Below are 23,343 nucleotides of genomic sequence, written 5' to 3' on the forward strand. Positions count from 1 at the left end.
CCCGCCCGCCCGCCCGCCCACATTACGGACTGATAAAGAAGCGCGCCATGAACGAGCTCGACGATCCGCCTCTCGACCGCCTCAAGCATCACTTCGCCCAGCGGGTGATCCTCCAGGCCCGCCACCTGCTTGAAGTCTGGCAGCGCCTGTCACGCTCGGAGTGGAGCAGCGCCGGGATGGCCGAGCTGGCCGAGGCGTGCCTGCGCCTGCAGCGCTACGCCGAGCGATTCGAGCAGGCCGAGCACGCCCAGCTGGCCAGGGCCGTCGACCAGTGCCTGCGTGCGGTGCAGGACAATCGTGGACGCCTTTCCAGCGGGTTGATCAGCGAACTCAACGGCTTGATGCAGCGCCTGTCGCGCACCGGCCTGCGCCACGGCGATCAGTACGAGCAGACCAGCCTGCCGCCACTGCGCAAGCCGGTCTACCTGGCCCTCCAGGACCAGGACCGCGCCGAGCGCCTGTCCCAGCAGCTGGAATTCTTCGGCATGGCCGCGCAGATCTGTGAAAGCGCCAACGCCTTCCGTGCTGCCATGGCGGAGCGACACCCGGCGGCCATTGTGATGGAGATCGACTTCGCCGGCATCGGCCACGGCCTGAGGCTGGCCGACGAGTCCCAGGCCGGGCTCAGGCAAAAACTGCCGGTGCTGTTCTTCAGCCACGAGGAAACCGATACCCCGACCCGCCTGGCCGCCGCCCGCGCCGGCGGCCAGGACTTCTTCACCGGCGCGCTGGACGCCTCCGCCGTATTGGAGAAAATCGAGACCCTGAGCCGCGTAGCGCACTACGAGCCGTTCCGCGTGCTCATCGTCGATGACTCGCGGGCCCAGGCCGCGCACACCGAGCGGGTCCTCAACAACGCCGGCATCGTCACCCGCGCACTCACCGTGCCGCTGTCGGTGATGGCCGAGCTCGCCGAGTTCCAGCCTGACCTGATCATCCTCGACATGTACATGCCCGAATGCCTGGGCACGGAGCTGGCCAAGGTGATCCGCCAGCACGAGCGCCATGTCAGCGTGCCGATCATCTACCTGTCCGCCGAGGACGACCTGGACAAGCAGCTCGACGCCATGAGCGAAGGCGGCGACGACTTCCTCACCAAGCCGATCAAGCCACGCCACCTGATCGCCACCGTGCGCAACCGCGCCGCCCGCGCGCGCAGCTTGCAGGCGCGGATGGTGCGCGACAGCCTGACCGGCCTGTACAACCACACCCATACCCTGCAATTGCTTGACGACGCGCGCTTCCGTGCGCGCCGCGAGGGCCGGCCGCTGACCTTCGCGATGCTCGACATCGACCACTTCAAGCGGGTCAACGACACCTTCGGCCATCCCATGGGCGACCGGGTGATCAAGAGCCTGGCGCTGTTCCTCAAGCAGCGACTGCGCAAGACTGACCACATCGGCCGCTACGGCGGCGAGGAGTTCGCCGTGGTGCTGCCCGACACCGATGCGGTCTCGGCGCGCAGGGTGCTGGAGGAAATCCGCCAGCGCTTCGCCGAGATCCACTACCCCGCGCAACCCGGCGACCTGACCTGCACCTTCAGCTGCGGCATCGCCGAGCTGGGCGAGGAGATGGACATCAAGACCCTCGCCAAGCAGGCCGACGAGGCGCTGTACCGCGCCAAGCACGGCGGCCGCAACCGGGTGGAAGTATTCGGCTGACCCAGGCGCGGCGCTCTGCCGCGCCATTCACCAACCAGATGCTGGCACCTTGTCATCAGCCAGTAACGAAATTGCAATAGGTTGAGTGCTCGCCGTTTTCCGCTGTCGGTCGAGACCTGCCATGCGCCTCAAGCTGCTGACCAACCTCAACACTGTCCTGCTCCTGCTCGTGTGCCTCGCGCTGGGCGCCACCCTGTGGTGGTCCCAGCGGGCGCTGGAGCGGCCGTTCGCCCTGATGGACCGCTACCTGGAACTCTCCCAGGGCTTCGAGCGCAAGGTCGCGCAGAACATCCAGGCGTACCTGGCCAGCGGTGACGCGCTCAAGCAGAAGGCCGCCCAGCAGGCACTGGACGAACTCTCCGCAGAATTGCCGCAACTGCCGGAAAGCCTGGGGCAGTTGCTGGGCAAGAGCCTCGACGAACTGCATCAGTTCAGCGGCAACCAATTACTTGCCGCCGGCAAGCTGGCCGGTGACCCGCAGGGGCTGCTGCTGCAGGCCGAGCGGGACCTGCTGGCCGCCCTCGACCAGCTCGGCAGTTACGCCGACGCCAGCCAGAACCCTGCCGCCGCACAATACCGCACGCCCCTGCTGCAAGCCGGCCTGCACCTGACCCGCCTGGCCCACGCCCGCGCCAAGCTGGTGGAAAGTGGCAACCCGGCGCTGGCCGAGGACATCCAGCGCGAACTCGACACACTGCGCCAGCTGGCCGACCGCATCGATGCCCTGCCCCTGCTCGGCGTGCTGCAACAACAAGCCTCCGCCTCCGACGACTTCGCCGCCATGATGGGCCTGAACACCCAGCCCGCCACCGAGCAGCAGAGCGAGGACCATGGCGTCAGCCTCAAGCGCGACTTGGCCAGCGTGCTGCGCCGCTACCCCGATGAGCTGGGCCGCACACGCCAGCTCATCACCCAGCGCCAGGAGCTGGCCACCGCCACCGCCCAACGCGTGGGCGCGGTACAGCAGGCCCTGGCAACCCTGGAACCACAGGTGCGCGCGGAGCGGGCGAAGATCCAGACCCAGGTACGGATGATCCAGGGCGCGCTGATCGCCCTGATCCTCGCCACCGCCCTGCTCATCGACACGCTGCAGCGCCGCCTGGCCCGTGTGCTCGGCCAGCTGGTCCCGGCCCTGTCGACCTGGGCACGCGGCGACTTCAGCCAGCCCATCGCGCTGGCCACCCGCACCCGCGACCTGATCGAGCTCCAGGAATCTCTGAACCGCCTGCGCGACTTCCTCGGCACCTTGGTCGGCACCATCCACCAGCGCGCCGAGGAAGTGGCCGGTAGCAGCCGCGCCCTGGCTCAGCTCAGCGGTGGCCTGCACGCCGGCGCCGAACGCCAGGCCAGCGACACCGGGGAAATCCGCGACGCCCTGGGCGACATGGAAGCGGCGATCCAGCAGGTGGCCGGAGACGCCAGCCAGGCGGCCTCGGCCAGCCAGGCCGCAGGCGTCGCGGTGGAACAGGGTCAACGGGTGATCGGCAACAGCCTGAGCGGCATGCGCGCACTGGTGGACGAGGTGCAGAGCAACGCCCAGGCCATCGAGAACCTGGCCGAGGAGTCGGCCACCATCGGCAATGTGCTGGGAGTGATCCGCTCCATCGCCGATCAGACCAACCTGCTCGCCCTCAACGCCGCCATCGAAGCGGCCCGTGCCGGCGAGCAAGGGCGCGGCTTCGCCGTGGTGGCTGAGGAAGTGCGCTCGCTGGCCTTGCGCACGGCCGGCGCCACCGAGGAAATCCAGCAGCTCACCGCCCGCCTGCAGCAGGCCGCGCGGCAGTCGGTGGAGGCGATGCGCAGCCAGGTCGAGCACGCGGAGATCACCGCCAACCAGGCCGGCGCCGCCGAAGGCGCGTTGGACGAGGTGGTGGAAGCCATCCGCACCATCGCCAGCATGGCCGAACGCATCGCCGAGGGCTCCGCGCAACAGAGCGGCGCGGTCAGCGAGATCCGCTCCCACAGCGAGCGCATCCACGAACTGGGCAGCGAGAACCTGCGCCTGATCGGCCAAGGGCGCAGCCAGGGCGAGCAATTGCAGGAGCTGGGCGGTGCGTTGCACACCGCCGTGCGAGCGTTCCGCGTCTGATTTCGCCCAGACTCTTCGTAGGATGGGTGGAGCCTAGGCGATACCCATGCTGCACACGAAATCGATGGGTATCGCTGCGCTCCACACCATCCTACGTATGAGTTTCCCCGTGATTACGCAGGCGGGCGATCAACGCTCGCCCAGCTTGTGCCGCGCCGCATACAGGCAAACCATCTCCATCGCCAGGGTCGCGCCGGCCAGGGCGGTGATCTCGGCGCTGTCGTAGGGCGGCGCGACCTCCACCACGTCCATTCCCACCACGTTGATGCCACGCAGCGCGCGGAGGATCTCCAGCGCCTGGTGCGAACTCAGCCCGCCGCAGACCGGCGTGCCGGTGCCGGGGGCGAATGACGGGTCGAGGCAGTCAATGTCGAAGGTCAGGTACACCGGGTTGTCGCCTACCCGCGCGCGGATGCGCTCGGCGATGGCCTGCGGCGTGTTGCGATGCACTTCGCGGGCGTCCAGCACCTGGAAGCCCATCACGTCGTCATTGGTGGTGCGCAGGCCGACCTGCACCGAGCGCGAGGGGTCGACCAGCCCTTCGCGGGCCGCGTGATAGAACATGGTGCCGTGGTCGATGCGCTGGCAGTCCTCGTCGGGCCAGGTATCGCTGTGGGCGTCGAAGTGGATCAGCGACAGCGGACCATGCTTCTTCGCATGGGCCTTGAGCAGCGGATAGCTGATGAAGTGGTCGCCGCCCAGGGTCAGCAGCGCGCAGCCGGCATCGAGGATGCGATTGGCGTGGGCCTCGATGACCTCCGGGGTTTCCTGCGGCACGCCGTGGTCGAAGGCGCAGTCGCCGTAGTCGACCACCGCCAGGTGATCGAAGGGGTCGAACTCCCAGGGGAAGTGCCGGGCCCAGGCCATCTGCACCGAGGCGGCACGGATGGCGCGCGGTCCGAAACGGCTGCCGGGGCGGTTGGTGGTGGCGGTGTCGAAGGGCACGCCGCTCACCACCAGGTCGACGCCGCGCAGGTCGCGACTGTAGCGCCGGCGCATGAAGCTGGTGACGCCGGCGTAGGTGGATTCGGCAGAGGTGCCGTAGAGGCTGTCGCGGGTGATGGCCTGGTCGTTGTCGTGGGCTTGGTCCATGGCTTCCTCGTCGTTCCTATTGGTTGGTCACGGTAATGGGTGTAGGAGCGCGCCATGCGCGATCGCGGGCGTGGCCCGCTCCTACAATGAGTTTCGGGCTCAGGTTCGGGTGCGGAACGCGGTCCACAGCCGGGTCCGCTCGCGCTGCTGCTTCAGGGTCAGCAACTGCTCGCCGAACAACTTCTGGCGCATGGCGGCCGGCGGGTAGATGTCCGGGTCCCCCGCCACCTCGGCGGACAGCAGCGGTGTGGCCTTCTGGTTGGCGTTGGCGAAGTACAGGGTGTTGGTCAGCTCGGCGATGGACTCCGGGCGCAGCATGAAGTCGATGAAGGCGCGGGCTTCCTGCGGGTGCGGCGCGTCTGCTGGGATGGCCATGGTGTCGAACCAGATCAGCGTGCCTTCCTTCGGAATCCGATAGATCACCTCGAACGGCTTGTTCGCCTGCTTGGCCTGGGCAGCGCCCATCAGCGCATCGCCGGTGTAGGTCAGGGCGACACAGAGAGTGCCGTTGGCCAGGTCGTTGATGTGCTTGCCGCTGGCGACATAACGCACATTCGGCTGCAGCTTCTTCAGCAGGTCGCGGACCTGGGCGAGGTCCGCCTCGTCGGTGCTGTAGGGCGGTTTGCCCAGGTAGTTCAGCGCGACGCTGATGACTTCCTGCGGCGAGTCGATCAGCGAGATGCCGCAGTCGGCCAGACGCGAGGCGTACTCGGGCTTGAACAGCAGGTCGAGGCTGTCCAGCGGGGCGTCGGGAATGCGCTTGAGCACCGCGTCCTTGTTGATCGCCAGTCCCACGGTGCCCCAGGTGTAGGGCACGCCGTAGCGGTTGCCGGGGTCGATGGTCGCCAGCTTGGCCAGCAGTTCCGGGTCGAGGTTGGCGAAATTCTTCAGCTGCGCGTCGTCCACCGGCTGCACGGCCTTGGCCTGGATCGCCCGGGCCAGCCCGCTGCTGGCGGGGAACACCACGTCGTAGCCGCTGGCGCCGGTCATCAGCTTGCTGTCGAGGACCTCGGCGCTGTCGAAGGTGTCGTACTTCACGCGGATGCCGGTCTCGGCCTGGAAGCGCTTGAGCGCATCGGCGCCGACGTAATCCGCCCAGTTGTACAGGTTGAGCACCCGCTCCTGTGCCTGCAGGGGCAAAGCCAGGGCCGCGGCCAGGACCGCAGAAGTTGCCCAGAAGAACGCACGCATGATCATCGCCTCGGGATTGTTGTGGTTATGGGGCGAGCATGACGGGGGCTTTACTTTGCAAAAATACAAAGTTAATTACTTTGGCATTATCAAATGCCAATGAACGGGAACGACCGATGCTCAGCCAACTGCGCGACCTCGACCTGCAACTGCTGCGCCTGTTCGTCACCGTGGTCGAATGCGGCGGCTTCAGCGCAGCACAAGGCGAGCTCGGCCTGAGCCAGCCGAGCATCAGCATCCAGATGGCCAAGCTGGAGACCCGCCTGGGCTACCGCCTGTGCGAACGCGGCAAGGGCGGTTTCCGCCTGACGCCCAAGGGCGAGCACCTGCTGCAATCGACCCGCAAGCTGTTCATCGCCATCGAAGGTTTTCGAAACGAGGCCCACGGGGTCGCCGACAAGCTGCTCGGCGAAGTGCGCCTCGGCCTGTCCGAAGCACTCGACGAAAAGGTACTGGCGCAGTTGTCCGAGGCCATCAGGCGCTTTCGTCGGCGCAACGAGGCGGTGACCCTGGAACTGGTCACCACGACTCCAGCCGAGCTGGAGCGCCTGCTGCTGCAGGACCGCCTGCACCTGGCCATCGGCTATTTCGCCGGCACTCAGGCGGCGCTGGAACATGTCGAACTGTTCAGCGAGCCTCAAAGCCTCTACTGCGGCGCCGGGCACCCGGCCTTCACCGAGCAGCAGCCCAGCCGCGACTCACTGGCCGATGCCGACCAGGTGCTCCACCCCTACCGTTTCATCGCCGCCGACGAGCCGCTGCAGACCAGCCGCAGCAGCGCGCGCTGCGAGCAGGTGGACGGCAGCCTGGCGTTCATTCTCTCCGGCGCGCATCTCGGTTACCTGCCCAGACACGTCGCCCAGCCCTGGATCGAGCGCGGCCAGCTGCGCGAGTTGCTGCCCGACGAGTTGGGCTTCGACGTGGCCTTCAGCCTGACCCGCCACCGCGGTCGCCACCCCGGCGATGCGGAACAGGCCTTCGCCAGGGACCTGCGGGAAGCCTTCGGCCAGCCCGCGTCCGATTGACGCAGCTGACGAGCGGAAGCCTCCGGGCCCTGCGAACGGGCCGCTCATCTCTTGTCACAGCTCCTCCCGCGGCGCCACGGGCCGCAAAGGAAGCTTTCCGCTATCATGCCCGCCATTCTGTAGTCCGCGAGATGTCCATGCGCCGCCTGCTCACCCTGCTCCTGCTCCTCGTCGCCCTGCCCACCAGCGCCGGCCTCTTCGACAAGCCCGCCGACAAGGGCGGCTTCTCCGTCGGGCAACCCGGCAAGGGTGACTTCCTGCCGGTGGCCGAAGCCTTCCGCCTGAGCGTCGAGGACAGCGACAGCCAGAAGGTGAAGCTGCGCTTCATCAATGCCGACGGCTACTACCTCTACCAGCACCGTTTCAGTTTCAAGGTCGAGCCAGCCGACAGCGGCGTGACTGTGGCCGGGGTGAAACTGCCGCCGGGCAAGCAGCACCATGACGATTACTTCGGCGATACCGTCGTCTACTACGCCATCACCGACCTCGACGTCCCGCTGAACAACCCGCAGCACAAACCCTTCACCCTGGTGGTGAGCTACCAGGGCTGCGCCGACAAGGGCCTGTGCTATGCACCGGAAACCACCCGCCTGCAGATCGCCGACGGTCAGGCCGCCAGCGTGACCACCGCAGCCGCCGCCGGCAGCAGCGCGGCCAAGGCAGCAGCCAGCGACAACCCGCTCGCCAGCCTGCTGGGCGACCATGAGCCGGGCAAGATCAAGAAGCTCGGCCGAGCCCTGGTGATCTTCTTCCTCCTGGGCCTGGCGCTGACCTTCACCCCCTGCGTGCTGCCGATGCTGCCGATCCTCTCCGGCGTGGTCCTGCGTGGCCGGCCGGGCGGCATGCGCGGCCTGGCGCTGTCGCTGGCCTATGTGCTGCCGATGGCCGTCTGCTACGCGGTGCTCGGCACCCTGATGGGCCTGTTCGGCGCCAAGCTCAACCTGCAGGCGATGCTGCAATCGCCCTGGGTGCTGGTGCCTTTCGCCGCCTTCTTCGTGGTCTTCGCCATCGCCATGTTCGGCGTATTCGAACTGCGCCTGCCGGGCTTCCTGCGTGAGCGCCTGGACAACATGGCCAACAACACCCGTGGCGGCTCCATCGCCGGCGCGGCGACCCTGGGTGTGCTCTCCAGCCTGCTGGTTTCGCCCTGCGTCACCGCGCCGCTGGCCGGCCTGCTGCTCTATATCAGCAGCACCGGCGATGCCATCGGCGGTGGCATGCTGCTGTTCTCCCTGGGCCTGGGCATGGGCACGCCGCTGGTGATCTTCGCTGTCGGCGGCGGTGCACTGCTGCCCAAGAGCGGCGCCTGGATGAACGGCGTGCGCAACGTCTTCGGCGTGATGCTGCTGGCGGTGGCCATCTGGATGCTCGAGCGCCTGGTCGCCGGCCCCGTGGCACTGACCCTCTGGGGTACCCTGGCCGGTGGCGTCGCCATCGCCATGGGTACTCTCGAACTGGGGCCGAAGAAACCGCTGCAACGCGCCGGCCAACTGCTCGGCCTGATGTTCCTGGTCTATGCCGTCATCGCCTGGACCGGCGCCTTGCGCGGCGAGTCCGACCCGATGCACCCGTTGGGCCGCGGCACTCCGGGCCTGCATGCCGGCCCGCCGGCCTCGACGCCCGGTGACTGGCAGAACCTCACCTCGCCCGCTCAGCTCAACGCCGCGCTGGCCAGCGCACAGGCCGCCGGTCGCCCGGTGCTGCTGGACTGGTACGCCGACTGGTGCATCAGTTGCAAGATCATCGAGCGCCAGGTACTGCCGACCGCGGAAGTCCAGGCGCAGCTGTCCGGCTTCGTCCTGTTGCGCTTCGACATGACCGCAAGTACCGAGGAACAACGCGCCCTGCTCGACCGCTTCAACCTGTTCGGCCCGCCGGCCATGCTGTTCTTCTCGGCAAAAGGCGACGAATGGAGCGATCTGCGCATCATCGGCGAAACCGACGCCGCAACCCTCGCCGAACGCTTGCGCCAGGCCGCCTCGCGCAGTTGAGTGATACCGACCCTCGCACTGCAATAGTTTTGCCGTAATCGGCTGGCAACATGCCGACATCTACGGCAAAACCCGCATGACTGGACAGTCACGCAGGCTTTCCGGCATAGTCCCGCCCTATCTTTTTCCGCCTAAGAGAAGGACAAGAGCATCCAGATGGCGACCTTACTGGTACTGCACGGGCCCAACCTCAACCTGCTGGGCACCCGCGAGCCCGACAAGTACGGCTCCGTCACCCTCGAGCAGATCAACCAGGACCTGGAGCGCCGAGCCCGCGAGGCCGGCCACCACCTGATGCACCTGCAGAGCAACGCCGAGTACGAATTGATCGACCGGATCCATGCCGCGCGAGGCGAAGGCGTGGACTTCATTCTCATCAATCCGGCCGCGTTCACGCATACAAGTGTCGCTCTACGTGACGCATTGCTCGCAGTGAGCATCCCATTCATCGAAGTGCACCTTTCCAACGTGCACAAACGTGAACCTTTCCGGCATCACTCCTACTTCTCCGACGTGGCGGTAGGGGTGATCTGCGGTCTGGGAGCCACAGGCTACCGCCTGGCCCTGGAATCCGCCCTTGAACAACTTGAACGCCCGTGACCTCACCTGGGAGTGCGAACACTGATGGACATCCGTAAAGTCAAGAAACTGATCGAACTGCTCGAAGAATCCGGTATCGACGAGCTGGAAATCAAAGAGGGCGAAGAGTCCGTACGCATCAGCCGCCACAGCAAGTCCGCTGCGGCCCCGATCTACGCCGCCCCGGCCTACGCTCCGGCTCCTGTCGCAGCCGCTCCGGTCGCTGCCGCCGCAGCCCCGGCCGCCGAAGCCGCTCCGGCTGCCCCGGTGCTCAACGGCAACGCCGTGCGCTCGCCGATGGTCGGCACCTTCTACCGTGCTGCCTCGCCGACCTCCGCCAACTTCGTCGAAGTCGGCCAGAGCGTGAAGAAAGGCGACATCCTGTGCATCGTCGAAGCCATGAAGATGATGAACCACATCGAGGCCGAGACCAGCGGCGTGATCGGTCAGATCCTCGTGGAGAACGGTCAGCCGGTCGAGTTCGACCAGCCCCTGTTCACCATCGTTTAAAGCGCGGGGAGCCTGCGATGTTGGAAAAAGTACTGATCGCCAACCGCGGCGAAATTGCGCTGCGCATCCTGCGCGCGTGCAAGGAGCTGGGCATCAAGACGGTGGCCGTGCACTCGACCGCCGACCGCGAGCTGATGCACCTGTCGCTGGCCGACGAAGCGGTCTGCATCGGTCCGGCCCCGGCCGCGCAGTCCTACCTGCACATCCCGGCGATCATCGCCGCGGCCGAGGTCACCGGCGCCGTGGGTATCCACCCCGGCTACGGCTTCCTGGCCGAGAACGCCGACTTCGCCGAGCAGGTCGAGCGCTCGGGCTTCACCTTCATCGGCCCGAGCGCCGACGTCATCCGCCTGATGGGTGACAAGGTGTCCGCCAAGGACGCCATGAAGAGAGCCGGCGTTCCGACCGTACCGGGCTCCGACGGCCCGCTGCCGGAAGACGAAGAGACCGCGCTGGCGATCGCCCGCGAGGTTGGCTACCCGGTGATCATCAAGGCCGCCGGTGGCGGTGGTGGTCGCGGCATGCGCGTCGTGCACAAAGAGGAAGACCTGATCAAGTCCGCCAAGCTGACCCGCACCGAAGCGGGCGCAGCCTTCGGCAACTCGATGGTCTACCTGGAGAAGTTCCTGACCAACCCGCGTCACGTGGAAGTCCAGGTTCTCTCCGACGGCCAGGGCAACGCCATCCACCTGGGCGACCGCGACTGCTCCCTGCAGCGCCGCCACCAGAAGGTGCTGGAAGAAGCCCCAGCCCCGGGCATCGACGAGAAGGCCCGCGCCGAAGTGCTGGCCCGCTGCGTCCAGGCCTGCGTGGAAATCGGCTACCGTGGCGCCGGCACCTTCGAGTTCCTCTACGAGAACGGCCGCTTCTACTTCATCGAGATGAACACCCGCGTTCAGGTGGAGCATCCGGTGTCGGAGATGGTCACCGGTATCGACATCGTCAAGGAGATGCTCAGCATCGCCTCGGGCAACAAGCTGTCGATCCGCCAGGAAGACGTGGTCATCCGTGGCCATGCGCTGGAATGCCGGATCAACGCCGAAGACCCGAAGACCTTCATGCCGAGCCCCGGCAAGGTGAAGCACTTCCACGCACCCGGCGGCAACGGCGTGCGCGTGGATTCGCACCTGTACAGCGGCTACGCAGTACCGCCGAACTACGACTCGCTGGTGGGCAAGATCATCGCCTACGGCAAGGACCGCGATGAAGCCATGGCGCGCATGCGTAATGCGCTGGACGAGCTGATCGTCGATGGCATCAAGACCAATACCGAGCTGCACAAGGATCTGGTCCGCGACAAAGAGTTCTGCAAGGGTGGCGTGAACATCCACTACCTGGAGAAGAAGCTGGGCATGGACAAGCACTAAGCCTGTCCCGCTCCGCCTTGCTCCACCACAAGGGCTGCCTCCGGGCGGCCCTTGTGCTTTGCGGCCCCTGCGCGCTGGCACGGCAAGGTGCCGTACAGTAAGCTTGCCGCCTTTATCTGCGGGCCGCCCAGGCGGCCCGCTGTCTTTCCAGCACCATCGAGGTACCGCCCCATGCCCTGGCTTCAAGTCCGACTCGCCATTACCCCGGAACAGGCGGAAACCTACGAAGATGCGCTGCTGGAAGTTGGCGCCGTCTCGGTAACCTTCATGGACGCCGAAGACCAGCCGATCTTCGAGCCTGACCTGGGCACCACCCCGCTGTGGAGCCACACCCACCTGCTCGCACTGTTCGAGGCCGACACCGACGAGACCGCGCTGGTCGCCCACCTGTCCCTGCTGACCGGCGGCGAGCTGCCGGAACACCAGATCGAGCGCATCGAGGACCAGGACTGGGAGCGCAGCTGGATGGACAACTTCAAGCCGATGCGCTTCGGCCGCCGCCTGTGGATCGTCCCCAGCTGGCACGACGCACCAGAGCCGGACGCGGTGAACCTGCTGCTCGATCCGGGCCTGGCCTTCGGCACCGGCACCCACCCGACCACCTCGCTGTGCCTGCAATGGCTGGATGGCCAGGAGCTGGCCGGCCAGTACGTGCTGGACTTCGGCTGCGGCTCGGGCATCCTCGCCATCGCCGCGCTGCTGCTGGGCGCCGAGCGCGCCGCCGGAACCGACATCGACCCGCAGGCGCTGGAAGCCTCGCGCGACAACGCCTCGCGCAACGGCATCGACCCGGCCAGATTCCCGGTCTACCTGCCCGCTGATCTGCCAAAGGAGCCAGCGGACGTTCTGGTGGCGAACATTCTGGCCGGCCCGCTGGTCTCATTAGCAGAACAGCTCACCGGATTGGTCAAGCCCGGTGGCCGCCTGGCCCTCTCAGGCATCCTCGCCGAGCAGGCCGAGGAAGTGCGTGCAGCCTACGCCGGCGCCTTCGACCTCGACCCGACCGCCGAGCAGGAAGGCTGGATCCGCATCACGGGCCGCCGCCGCTGACTGCCCGCCGCAAGGGGCTTGGGTTAGACTAACCGTTTGTTTTTCAGCCGGACCGCCGCATGAGCGACAGCTTCATCACACAGTGCCCCCATTGCCAGACCCGTTTCCGCGTCAACGCGGCGCAACTGGGCGCGGCCAGCGGTGCTGTGCGCTGCGGAACCTGCCTGAAGGTATTCAACGCGCCGCAGAACATGCTGGACGAGCAGACGGCGGCACCGACCCTGACGACCGTAGTCCCGCCGCCCGCCAACCTGCCGAAGGCCGTCGCGGAACCCATGCCGGCGCCGATGCCGGTGGCAGAGCCGGCGCCCCCCGCCCCTGCCTCGATCGCCATTGCGGCCGCCATCGCCGTGGAACAGCCGAAACCGTCGCCCGCCCCCGGCACCGCGACCCTTGGCTGGCCCCTGGCACCTCATGCCGCACGGCACTCCAGCGATGTCGCGGAAAAACCCGCCGCGCCTGAACCCAGGGTGGAAGCCAAACCGGCTCCCCAGCCGGAATTCCGCCCCGAGCCGGCGCCCGCGCCAATCGCAGTAGCCGCCCCGATCACCCCGGCAGCGGCAACGCCGGCACCGCAAGCGATCGCCAGCGAACCGCCCAAGGTCGAGTCCGCCCCGGTGAAGAAGGACGAGACGCTGTGGATCCACGACGACCTGGATCTGGACAGCCTCAACCTCGATGAAGAACTGGCCAAGCTGGATGAATTCGAGCTGTCCCAGGAATTCCTCAGCATCGATCGCGCGCCCCGCCCCAGCGAGGCGCTGCAGATCAAGCAGGAAGACGCCCGCGACCCGCACGACGAGCGCTGGGCCGAAGCCCTGCTGCAGGCCGAACAGCCCAACGGCCAGCGTGCCGGCCGCCAGGAGCCCAGCCTCGGCCAACTGCCCGCCGACGAACCGGAAGAACCCGCGCCCAGCGCTCGCCTCGTGGCCGACAAGGAGCCCGAGGAAGAACCCGAAGAAGAAGAACTGGACGAAGAACCCCGCATCGACTCTTCGCCGCTCAGCGCCGTGGACGATGAGGAGGAGCTGCCGACCTTCAGCGCCCGCCGCGATGACGACGAGCCCGATGCGGACGAGGAAGACCTGGACGACGAAGCCGCCTCTCCGCGCGCCGACGAGCACCGCGCCGAACCCGCGCTACACAGCGACGGCCTGCACGACCTGAGCGACGAACCGTTGCAACTGGACTGGCAGAAGCCCAAGCGCCGCTTGGGCCGCCGCCTGTTCTGGCTGCTGCTGGTACTGCTCGCCCTGATCGGCCTGGCCGGACAGTACATCGCCTACCACTTCGAGGAACTGGCCCGCCAGGACCAGTACCGCCCCTGGTTCGCCCAAGCCTGCCCGGAACTGGGCTGCACCCTGCCCTCCAAGGTCGACGTGGAACAGATCCGCAGCAGCAACCTAGTGGTGCGCAGCCATCCGGACTTCAGCGGCGCCCTGGTGGTCGATGCGATCATCTATAACCGCGCGAACTTCTCGCAGCCCTTCCCGCTGCTGGAAATGCGCTTCGCCGACCTGAACGGCCAACTGATCGCCAGCCGCCGCTTCAAGCCCAGCGAATACCTTTCCGGCGAGCTGGCCGGGCAGAGCGAAATGCCGCCGCAGACGCCGATCCACATCTCCCTGGACATCCTCGACCCAGGTCCGAAGGCCGTGAACTACAGTCTGAGTTTCCACTCGCCGGAGTAATCCGGCGGGTAGCCCAGAAGGCCGCCCGGCGCCAGTTCCGCTCGTCTTCCTACCCTGGGTGATAAGCCCCGGACTGTTCAGAATTTATCCAAATTCGCCTTTATCCGGTCACCGAGAGCGGGTATCATGCCCTCCCTTTTTTGCTAGCACCGGTGGCAGGCCCCGAAAGCACTCGCGAGTCATACAGCGCGCGGCGCCTCGGTGTTCCCGCCCCATTAACCATGGAACCCAGGTCGGTGGTACGCATCGGCTCCTACACACTGCCCAACAGACTGATCCTGGCCCCGATGGCCGGCGTTACCGATCGTCCGTTCCGCCAGCTGTGCCGCCGACTCGGCGCCGGCATGGTGGTCTCGGAGATGGTCACCAGTGACGTTCGCCTGTGGAACAGCCGCAAGTCGCGCCTGCGCCTGCAGCACGACCACGAGGATCAACCGCGTTCGGTGCAGATCGCCGGCGGCGACCCGCAGATGCTCGCGGAAGCCGCACGCTGCAACGTGGAGCTCGGTGCCCAGATCATCGACATCAACATGGGCTGTCCGGCAAAGAAGGTTTGCAACAAGGCCGCGGGTTCCGCGCTGATGAAGGATGAACGGCTGGTGGCCGACATCCTCGAAGCGGTGGTCGCGGCGGTAGAGGTTCCCGTCACCCTGAAGATTCGCACCGGTTGGGACCGGTCGAACAAGAACGGTGTGACGGTGGCGCGGATCGCCGAGCAGTCGGGCATCCAGGCGCTGGCGGTGCACGGCAGGACCCGCGCCGACCTCTACACCGGCGAAGCGGAGTACGAAACCATCGCAGCGATCAAGCAGGCGGTTTCCATTCCAGTCTTCGCCAACGGTGATATCGATTCGCCGCAGAAGGCACGGCAGGTGTTCGAGCTGACCGGGGTGGACGCCCTGCTGATCGGACGCGCCGCCCAGGGCAGGCCCTGGATCTTCCGCGAGATCGATCATTACCTGAGCACCGGCGAGACATTGCCGGCGCCAAGCCTGCACGAAGTGGAGAGCATCCTGCTCGAACACCTCGCTGCATTGCATGCGTTTTATGGGGAAGACATGGGTGTGCGCATTGCCCGCAAGCACGTGGGCTGGTACCTCGCCACCCTTCCGGGCGCGGCGGAGTTCCGCACCCAGTTCAATCGTTTGCAGGACACGGATGCACAAAGCGCCAGCGTCAGGCAGTTCTTCGCCGAGCGCCACAATAACGGAGAAGGGGTGGCCGCATGACAACGATGACCGAGACATTAGTGAGTGGAATGACACCCGTGAGCGACAACGCGAACCTTAAACAGCACCTGACCACTCCGACGCAGGAGGGTCAGACCCTCCGCGACAGCGTGGAAAAGGCACTGCATAACTATTTCGCCCATCTCGAAGGGCAGCCGGTCACGGACGTGTACAACATGGTGCTTTGCGAAGTCGAAGCGCCGCTGCTGGAAACCGTCATGAACTACGTGAAGGGTAACCAGACCAAAGCTTCCGAACTGCTGGGCCTGAACCGCGGGACCCTGCGCAAGAAACTCAAGCAGTACGACCTTCTCTGACCAGGGTGGCAGGCGCAGGGTCGCGACCGACCGGTCCCCGACCCAGCGCCTGACACGCGAAAAGCCCGTAGCCTTTGTGGAAACCGTTATGACCGACCAAACCACCCGCCTGCCCATCCGCCGCGCGCTGATCAGCGTTTCCGACAAGACCGGCGTCGTCGATTTCGCCCGTGAGCTGGTTGCCCTTGGCGTGGAGATCCTCTCCACCGGCGGCACCTACAAGCTGCTCAAGGACAACGGCATCGCCGCCGTGGAAGTGGCCGATTACACCGGTTTCCCGGAAATGATGGACGGCCGCGTGAAGACCCTGCACCCGAAAGTGCACGGCGGCATCCTCGGCCGTCGCGACATCGACGGCGCGGTGATGGAAGAGCACGGCATCAAGCCGATCGACCTGGTCGCAGTCAACCTGTACCCCTTCGCCGCCACCGTGGCCAAGCCCGGCTGCACCCTGCCGGACGCCATCGAGAACATCGACATCGGCGGCCCGACCATGGTCCGCAGCGCCGCGAAGAACCACAAGGACGTCGCCATCGTGGTCAACTCCACCGACTACGAAGGCGTCATCGCGGCCCTCAAAGACGGCGGCCTGACTTACGCCCAGCGCTTCAACCTGGCCCTCAAGGCGTTCGAGCACACCTCCGCCTACGACGGCATGATCGCCAACTACCTGGGCACCATCGACCAGGACGCCGAGACGCTGTCCACCGAGAACCGCCTGCAGTTCCCGCGCACCTTCAACAGCCAGTTCATCAAGGCCCAGGACATGCGCTACGGCGAGAACCCGCACCAGAGTGCAGCGTTCTACGTCGAGGGCGGCGAAGCCAGCGTCTCCACCGCCATCCAGCTGCAGGGCAAGGAACTGTCGTTCAACAACGTGGCCGACACCGACGCCGCGCTGGAGTGCGTGAAGAGCTTCGTCAAGCCGGCCTGCGTCATCGTCAAGCACGCCAACCCGTGCGGCGTGGCCGTGGTTCCGGAAAACGAAGGCGGCATCCGCAAGGCCTATGACCTGGCCTACGCCACCGACACCGAGTCGGCCTTCGGCGGCATCATCGCCTTCAACCGCGAGCTGGACGGCGAAACCGCCCAGGCCATCGTCGAGCGCCAGTTCGTCGAAGTGATCATCGCCCCGAAAGTCTCCGAGGCCGCCCGTGCCGTGGTTGCTGCCAAGGCCAACGTACGCCTGCTGGAATGCGGCGAGTGGCCGGCCGAGCGTCCTGCCGGTTGGGACTTCAAGCGCGTCAACGGCGGCCTGCTGGTACAGAGCCGCGACATCGGCATGATCACCGCCGATGACCTGAAGATCGTCACCCAACGCGCCCCGAGCGAGCAGGAAATCCACGACCTGATCTTCGCCTGGAAAGTCGCCAAGTTCGTCAAGTCCAACGCCATCGTCTACGCCAAGAACCGCCAGACCGTCGGTGTCGGCGCCGGCCAGATGAGCCGCGTGAACTCCGCCCGCATCGCCGCCATCAAGGCCGAGCACGCTGGTCTGGAAGTGAAAGGCGCGGTCATGGCTTCCGACGCCTTCTTCCCGTTCCGCGATGGTATCGACAACGCCGCCAAGGCCGGCATCACCGCGGTGATCCAGCCGGGTGGTTCGATGCGCGATAACGAAGTGATCGCCGCCGCCGACGAAGCCGGCATCGCAATGGTCTTCACCGGCATGCGCCACTTCCGCCATTAAGCGGTAAGGACGCACTCGGACTCGCATCTGCGGCGTTGCCCGGCCCTTCCCCCATGCTCATTGCCAGAAGGCAACTCCGCTGGATGAAGGGCCGGGCGCCTTGCATCTACGAGCCCGATTGCGCCCCTTGAGATCGGTCCATTGAGAGAGGACTGGTCATAAAGAATTCGTAGGTTGGGTCGGGCGGCGCTCCGCGAGCGAAGCGATACCCAACAATCCGGCAGAGCCGGAACTGTTCAGGAGAACTCCAATGAACGTACTCATCATCGGCAGCGGCGGTCGCGAGCACGCGCTGGCCTGGAAGGTCGCGCAGGATTCGCGCGTACAGAAGGTCTTCGTCGCGCCGGGCAACGCCGGCACCGCCACCGAAGCCAAGTGCGAGAACGTCGCCATCGACGTGCTGGCCCTGGAAGAGCTGGCCGATTTCGCCGCGAAGAACGTGCAGCTGACCATCGTCGGCCCCGAGGCGCCGCTGGTCAAAGGCGTGGTCGACCTGTTCCGCTCCCGCGGCCTGGACATCTTCGGCCCCACCGCCGGCGCCGCGCAGCTGGAAGGCTCCAAGGCCTTCACCAAGGACTTCCTTGCGCGCCACAAGATCCCCACCGCCGACTACCAGAACTTCACCGAAGTCGAGCCGGCCCTGGCCTATCTGAAAGAGAAAGGCGCGCCCATCGTGATCAAGGCCGACGGCCTGGCCGCGGGCAAGGGCGTGATCGTCGCCATGACCCTGGCCGAAGCCGAGGAAGCCGTACGCGACATGCTCGCCGGCAACGCCTTCGGTGACGCCGGTTCCCGCGTGGTGATCGAGGAGTTCCTCGACGGCGAGGAAGCCAGCTTCATCGTCATGGTCGACGGCCAGAATGTGCTGCCCATGGCCACCAGCCAGGACCACAAGCGCGTCGGCGATGCCGATACCGGCCCGAACACCGGCGGCATGGGCGCCTACTCCCCGGCCCCCGTGGTTACCCCGGACGTGCACCAGCGCGTGATGGACGAAGTGATCTACCCGACCGTGCGCGGCATGGCCGAGGAAGGCAACGTCTACACCGGCTTCCTCTACGCCGGCCTGATGATCGACAAGAGCGGCAAGCCCAAGGTCATCGAGTTCAACTGCCGCTTCGGCGACCCGGAAACCCAACCGATCATGGTGCGCCTGGAAAGCTCCCTGGTGCTGCTGGTCGAGGCCGCCCTGGCCAAGGCACTGGACAAGGTCGAAGCCACCTGGGACCCGCGCCCCACCGTCGGTGTCGTACTGGCCGCCGGCGGCTACCCGGGCGACTACGCCAAGGGTGACGTCATCGAAGGCCTGGACGACGCGGCCAAGCTCGACGGCAAGGTCTTCCACGCTGGCACCGCGCTCAAGGACGGCCAGATCGTCACCGCTGGCGGCCGCGTGCTGTGCGCCACCGCCATCGGCCCGACCGTCTCCTCGGCCCAGGAGCAGGCCTACCGCCTGGCGGAAAAGATCCGCTGGAACGGCTGCTTCTACCGCAAGGACATCGGCTACCGCGCCATCGCTCGCGAGCGCGGCGAGGGCTGATGCACCTCTGCCGGAGGCGTTCGATTGCGGCGCCTCCGGCCTCAAATCCCCGCGTGCCCGTGTGGATTACGGCCTTTTGCGCACTTGGCTATAATCGGGCCACTCACTACCGAAGGGACTTCGCCGTGCGCCGGCTCTGGACTGCCACAGGACTCCTCGTCAGCTTGCTGCTGGCCGCTCTGGTCTGTGTTCCAGCCATTGCGGCAAGCCAGGACCCCGGCTGGTCACAGCTCCATGACAGCGACGCCCGCCTGCAGTTGCAGGACATCCTCTCCCCGCGCTACAGCACCCTCTTCAGCCCGTTCGCCATCAACGATCTGCACGCCCCCGCAGGCCCCGGCGCCATCTGGCTGCACTACCACCTGCCAGTCAGCGAAACACCCCAGCAGCTACGCCTCTTCGCTCCCAGCCTGGACAACTTCGAACTCTTCATTGTCCACGGCCAGCAAGTGCTGGAGCAGAAGAGCGCCGGCAACCTGTCGCCATTGCAGCGCCCGCTGCTGAGCAGCGATATCGTCCTGCCGCTGCGCAACGCCGCCGAGCCCCTCGACCTTTATCTGCGCCTGGCCTCCAGCCAGCCGCTGCGGCCCAACATCAGCATCGAAGACGCCAACCGGCCGAGCAACGAACAGCGCCCGCTGCATTTCGGCATTCTCATCGGCTGCCTTGCCATGCTGCTGGCCTACAACCTCGTGCGCTTCGCCTACACCCGCGTCGCCAGCGGTCTGTGGCTCGCCGGCGTACACGCGAGCCTGCTGCTGGCCTGCCTGACGCTGTTCGGCCTGCTGAGCCCCTGGTACGGCATTCACCAGTCCTGGCAGCCAATGACTGCCCAGTTCAGCCTGGTACTGACGCTGTTCTGCGCGCTGGGCTACACCGCCAGCTTCTTCCGCGATCTCACCCCACGCCTGCCGCTCAAGCGCCTGCTGCTGGGCGGTACCACCGGCCTGCTGGTGCTGGGAGCCGCGCTCCACCTGCTGCTCGCGATCCCCCTCAGTGACCTGGTCTACGGCCTGATCACCCTGGTCACCCTGGGCATGCTTTCGGTGGCGCTCTACTACTGGACCCACTCCTACCAACCGGCACGCCTGTTCGCCGTGGGCATGGGCCTCTTCGTCCTGATCTGGTGCCTCAGTCTGCCCTCGCTGCTGGGCTATCTGCCGACCCGCGCCGAATGGCTGGGCAGCGGCCTGCTCGGACTCAGTGCGCTGGTCGGTTTCCTGCTCAGCCTCGCCCTCGCCGAGCGCCAGCGCAAACTGCAGAACGAGCAGTTCGCGGCGAGCCGCCAGCGCGCCGCCAACGTCGCCGAGCTCAAGGCCAAGGGCGACTTCCTGGCCAAGATCAGCCACGAGATCCGCACCCCCATGAATGGCGTGCTGGGCATGACCGAGCTGCTGCTCGGCACGCCGCTGTCGGCCAAGCAGCGCGACTACGTGCAGACCATCCACAGCGCCGGCAACGAGCTGCTGGCGCTGATCAACGAGATCCTCGACATCTCCAAGCTGGAGTCCGGGCAGATCGAGCTGGACGAAGTGCAGTTCGACCTCGGCGCGCTGATCGAGGACTGCCTGGCGATCTTCCGCGCCAAGGCCGAACAGCAGCGGGTGGAGCTGATCAGCTTCACCCAGCCGAAGGTCCCGCGCATCGTCAGCGGCGACCCGACGCGCCTGCGCCAGGCCGTGCTGAGCCTGCTGGACAACGCCTTCAAGCAGACCGACGAAGGTGAAATCCTGCTGGTGGTGGCGCTCGACGGTCCACCGGATTGCCCGCGCCTGCGCATCGCCGTGCAGGACAGCGGTCGCCCGCTGGAGAGCGAGGATCGCCAGGCCCTGCTCACCGCCGAACTGCACAGCCGCGACTTCCTCTCCGCCACCCGCCTGAGCAGCCGCCTCGGACTGATCATCGCGCGCCAGCTGATCCGCCTGATGTCCGGCGACTTCGGAATCGAGAGCGGCATGGAAAGCGGCAGCAGCGCCGAAGGCGCCGGCAACCTGCTCTGGCTGAGCCTGCCGCTGGACCCACAGCAGCTGCAGCAGCCCAACGCCGACCTCGACAGCCCGCTGCAGGGTGCGCGCCTGCTGGTGGTGGACGACAACCAGACCTGCCGCAAGGTGGTGGTGCAGCAGTGCAGCGCCTGGGGCATGAGCGTCAGCGCCGTTTCCTCCGGCAAGGAGGCACTGGCCCAGCTGCGCACCAAGGCACACCTTCGCGAGTACTTCGACGTGGTCCTGCTGGACCAGGACATGCCCGGCATGACCGGCATGCAGCTGGCGACCAAGATCCAGGAAGACCCCAACCTCAACCACGACATCCTGCTGATCATGCTTACCGGCATCAGCAATGCGCCGAGCAAGATCATCGCCCGCAATGCCGGGATCAAGCGCATCCTCGCCAAGCCGGTGGCGGGCTACACCCTCAAGGCGACCCTCGCCGAGGAATTGGCGCGGCGGGGCCCCAGCGGCGTGAGCAACTACCTGCAGCCCACCGCCGAGCCGGCGCCTGCCGCGCCGCCGAGCGATTTCCGCATCCTGGTGGCCGAGGACAACAGCATCTCCACCAAGGTCATCCGCGGCATGCTGAGCAAGCTCAACCTGCAGCCGGACACCGCCAGCAATGGCGAGGAAGCCCTGGCCGCGATGAAGGCCACGCAGTACGACCTGGTGCTGATGGACTGCGAAATGCCAGTGCTCGACGGCTTCTCCGCCACTGAGCGCCTGCGTGCCTGGGAAGCCAACGAGCAGCGCGCGCATACCCCGGTGGTGGCGCTCACCGCGCACATCCTCAGCGAGCACAAGGAACGCGCCCGCCTGGTCGGCATGGATGGCCACATGGCCAAGCCGGTTGAGCTGTCGCAGCTGCGCGAGCTGGTGGCCTACTGGGTGGGCGAGCGCGACCGCCGCCTGCGCCAGCAGAGCGACGCGCTGCCGTCCTGACGCGGAGCGTTATACGCCCTATACACTGACGCCAGCTTTTCGTAGGAGCGGACTCCGTCCGCGATCGCGACCGGCACGATGCTTGATCAATCGCGGACAGAGTCCGATCCTACGCTCCAGGGCATTCCTCCCGCACCGCCCCACCCGCTATGCTGTGCCCAGCCACGCCCTGGCGCGTGAGACCTCTCAACCCGGACGAGTTGCCCCCATGCATGTGCTGTTCAGCGTGTACCTGAAGATGCTGGTGCTCTACAGCCCCTTCTTCGTGCTGTCCTGTTTCATCAGCCTGAGCCGTGGCTTCGGTCCGCGCGACCGCAAGCAGATGGCCTGGCGCGTGGCCCTGGCGGCGGTGATCGCCAGCGTGCTGCTGTACCTGTTCGGGCGCTACATCTTCACCCTGTTCGGCATCACCGCCGATGCCTTCCGCATTGGCGCGGGCTCAGTGCTGTTCATCTCCGCGCTGGGCATGGCCCAGGGGCGCTCGGCGGTACAGAGCGACAACGTCCAGCAGGACGTCACCATCGTGCCGCTGACCATCCCGATCACCGTCGGCCCCGGCACCATTGGTGCACTGCTGGTGATGGGCGTGAACCAGGAATGGGAAACCAAACTGCTGGCCATCGCGGCGATCGGCCTCGCCTGCCTGACCCTGGGCATCACGCTCTACCTGTCCGACAAGATCGAGAAGCTCCTCGGCGAGCAGGGCCTGCAGATCGTCAGCCGGCTGATGGGCCTGTTCGTCTGCGCCCTGGCGGCGCAGATCATCATGACCGGCGTGCGCGGCTACTTCGTTCCACAGTGACCGCCCCGGGGCGGGCGAGACGACCTGTCACTGGTGGCTGCAAGCCGGGGGTGGCAAGCTGCCGGACTCGTTCGCCCCCTGGAGTCCGTCATGTCCATCACCCTGCGCCCTGCCCTCGCCGACGATGCCGGTTTCGCCGCCGTCTGCGTAGCCGCTGCGTATGCCCAGTGGATTCCGCTGATAGGCCGCAAGCCGGGGCCGATGCTGGACGATTACCATCAGGTCATCGCCGAGGACCGGGTGCTGATCGCCGAGCTGAACGGCAATCCCGTCGGACTGCTGGTGACGCGCGAAACCGACGACGGCTTTCTCCTCGACAATATCGCCGTACTCCCCGAATGCGCAGGCAAAGGCGTCGGCCGCTTCCTGATGCTCCGCGCCGAGGAAGACGCCGCCCAGCTCGGCTATCGCTCGCTGTACCTCTACACCAACGAGCGGATGCTGGAGAACATCGAGCTCTACGCGAAGAACGGCTACCGCGAGTACGCGCGGCGCCTGGAGAACGGTTTCCACCGGGTGTACATGCGCAAGGAACTGGGCTGACGGCGCACCAGACGGGTGCAGTCCCATCGACAACGCTCCCCGA

General features: G+C 66.4%; 17 protein-coding genes and 1 pseudogene. 16 read left to right on the forward strand and 2 right to left on the reverse strand.

Going from position 1 to position 23,343, the window contains the following annotated elements; translation table 11 throughout:
- Window positions 1–47: 47 nt before the first annotated feature.
- The gene (locus tag GA645_RS25035; protein ID WP_152226469.1) at window positions 48–1,661 is read left to right on the forward strand and encodes a PleD family two-component system response regulator; all 1,614 of its coding nucleotides are present in this window, start codon (window positions 48–50) and stop codon (window positions 1,659–1,661) included.
- A 1,573-nt stretch (window positions 1,662–3,234) separates the two neighbouring features.
- Window positions 3,235–3,750 (forward strand): annotated as a pseudogene (locus GA645_RS29345) (methyl-accepting chemotaxis protein); the annotation flags it as partial.
- A gap of 129 nt (window positions 3,751–3,879) precedes the next feature.
- On the opposite strand, the gene speB reads toward GA645_RS29345, so the two are convergent.
- Window positions 3,880–4,842, reverse strand: a complete 963-nt coding sequence (gene speB / locus GA645_RS25045) for an agmatinase (RefSeq protein WP_152226473.1) — start codon at window positions 4,840–4,842, stop codon at window positions 3,880–3,882.
- Between the two features lie 99 nt (window positions 4,843–4,941).
- Window positions 4,942–6,033: a polyamine ABC transporter substrate-binding protein gene (locus GA645_RS25050; RefSeq protein ID WP_372239772.1), complete on the reverse strand. Its 1,092-nt coding sequence runs from the start codon at window positions 6,031–6,033 to the stop codon at window positions 4,942–4,944.
- Between the two features lie 116 nt (window positions 6,034–6,149).
- On the opposite strand from GA645_RS25050, the gene GA645_RS25055 reads away from it, so the two are divergent.
- From GA645_RS25055 to GA645_RS25120, 14 genes are all read left to right on the forward strand, one after another.
- Window positions 6,150–7,058, forward strand: coding sequence for a LysR family transcriptional regulator (locus GA645_RS25055; protein WP_152226476.1), 909 nt, complete (start codon window positions 6,150–6,152; stop codon window positions 7,056–7,058).
- A 137-nt stretch (window positions 7,059–7,195) separates the two neighbouring features.
- Window positions 7,196–9,049, forward strand: coding sequence for a protein-disulfide reductase DsbD (locus GA645_RS25060; RefSeq protein WP_152226478.1), 1,854 nt, complete (start codon window positions 7,196–7,198; stop codon window positions 9,047–9,049).
- Window positions 9,050–9,205: 156 nt separating this feature from the next.
- Entirely contained in the window at window positions 9,206–9,649 is a 444-nt protein-coding gene (aroQ, locus tag GA645_RS25065; RefSeq protein WP_152226480.1) for a type II 3-dehydroquinate dehydratase, read from the forward strand.
- A 24-nt stretch (window positions 9,650–9,673) separates the two neighbouring features.
- Complete coding sequence (gene accB / locus GA645_RS25070) at window positions 9,674–10,138, forward strand: acetyl-CoA carboxylase biotin carboxyl carrier protein (RefSeq protein WP_152226482.1); 465 nt, start codon at window positions 9,674–9,676, stop codon at window positions 10,136–10,138.
- Between the two features lie 17 nt (window positions 10,139–10,155).
- Window positions 10,156–11,505: an acetyl-CoA carboxylase biotin carboxylase subunit gene (accC, locus tag GA645_RS25075; RefSeq protein WP_152226484.1), complete on the forward strand. Its 1,350-nt coding sequence runs from the start codon at window positions 10,156–10,158 to the stop codon at window positions 11,503–11,505.
- A 171-nt stretch (window positions 11,506–11,676) separates the two neighbouring features.
- A complete protein-coding gene (gene prmA / locus GA645_RS25080; protein WP_152226486.1) occupies window positions 11,677–12,555 on the forward strand; it encodes a 50S ribosomal protein L11 methyltransferase in 879 nt (292 codons plus the stop codon).
- A gap of 59 nt (window positions 12,556–12,614) precedes the next feature.
- A complete protein-coding gene (locus tag GA645_RS25085; RefSeq protein WP_152226488.1) occupies window positions 12,615–14,246 on the forward strand; it encodes a DUF3426 domain-containing protein in 1,632 nt (543 codons plus the stop codon).
- Between the two features lie 221 nt (window positions 14,247–14,467).
- Window positions 14,468–15,475: a tRNA dihydrouridine synthase DusB gene (gene dusB, locus GA645_RS25090; RefSeq protein WP_152226490.1), complete on the forward strand. Its 1,008-nt coding sequence runs from the start codon at window positions 14,468–14,470 to the stop codon at window positions 15,473–15,475.
- Window positions 15,472–15,792, forward strand: a complete 321-nt coding sequence (gene fis, locus GA645_RS25095; protein WP_026078947.1) for a DNA-binding transcriptional regulator Fis — start codon at window positions 15,472–15,474, stop codon at window positions 15,790–15,792. Before dusB ends, fis begins: the two co-directional genes overlap by 4 nt.
- A gap of 88 nt (window positions 15,793–15,880) precedes the next feature.
- Complete coding sequence (gene purH / locus GA645_RS25100; RefSeq protein ID WP_152226492.1) at window positions 15,881–17,482, forward strand: bifunctional phosphoribosylaminoimidazolecarboxamide formyltransferase/IMP cyclohydrolase; 1,602 nt, start codon at window positions 15,881–15,883, stop codon at window positions 17,480–17,482.
- Between the two features lie 250 nt (window positions 17,483–17,732).
- Window positions 17,733–19,022, forward strand: a complete 1,290-nt coding sequence (gene purD, locus GA645_RS25105) for a phosphoribosylamine--glycine ligase (protein WP_152226494.1) — start codon at window positions 17,733–17,735, stop codon at window positions 19,020–19,022.
- Window positions 19,023–19,147: 125 nt separating this feature from the next.
- Window positions 19,148–21,955 carry a hybrid sensor histidine kinase/response regulator gene (locus tag GA645_RS25110; protein WP_152226496.1) on the forward strand — a complete coding sequence of 936 codons (2,808 nt, stop codon included), beginning with the start codon at window positions 19,148–19,150 and terminating at the stop codon, window positions 21,953–21,955.
- Between the two features lie 208 nt (window positions 21,956–22,163).
- Window positions 22,164–22,757, forward strand: a complete 594-nt coding sequence (locus GA645_RS25115) for a MarC family protein (RefSeq protein ID WP_152226498.1) — start codon at window positions 22,164–22,166, stop codon at window positions 22,755–22,757.
- A 90-nt stretch (window positions 22,758–22,847) separates the two neighbouring features.
- Window positions 22,848–23,300 carry a GNAT family N-acetyltransferase gene (locus GA645_RS25120; protein WP_152226500.1) on the forward strand — a complete coding sequence of 151 codons (453 nt, stop codon included), beginning with the start codon at window positions 22,848–22,850 and terminating at the stop codon, window positions 23,298–23,300.
- The last annotated feature ends 43 nt before the right edge of the window (window positions 23,301–23,343 follow it).

The organism is Pseudomonas sp. SCB32, assembly GCF_009189165.1.
Lineage (GTDB): Bacteria > Pseudomonadota > Gammaproteobacteria > Pseudomonadales > Pseudomonadaceae > Pseudomonas.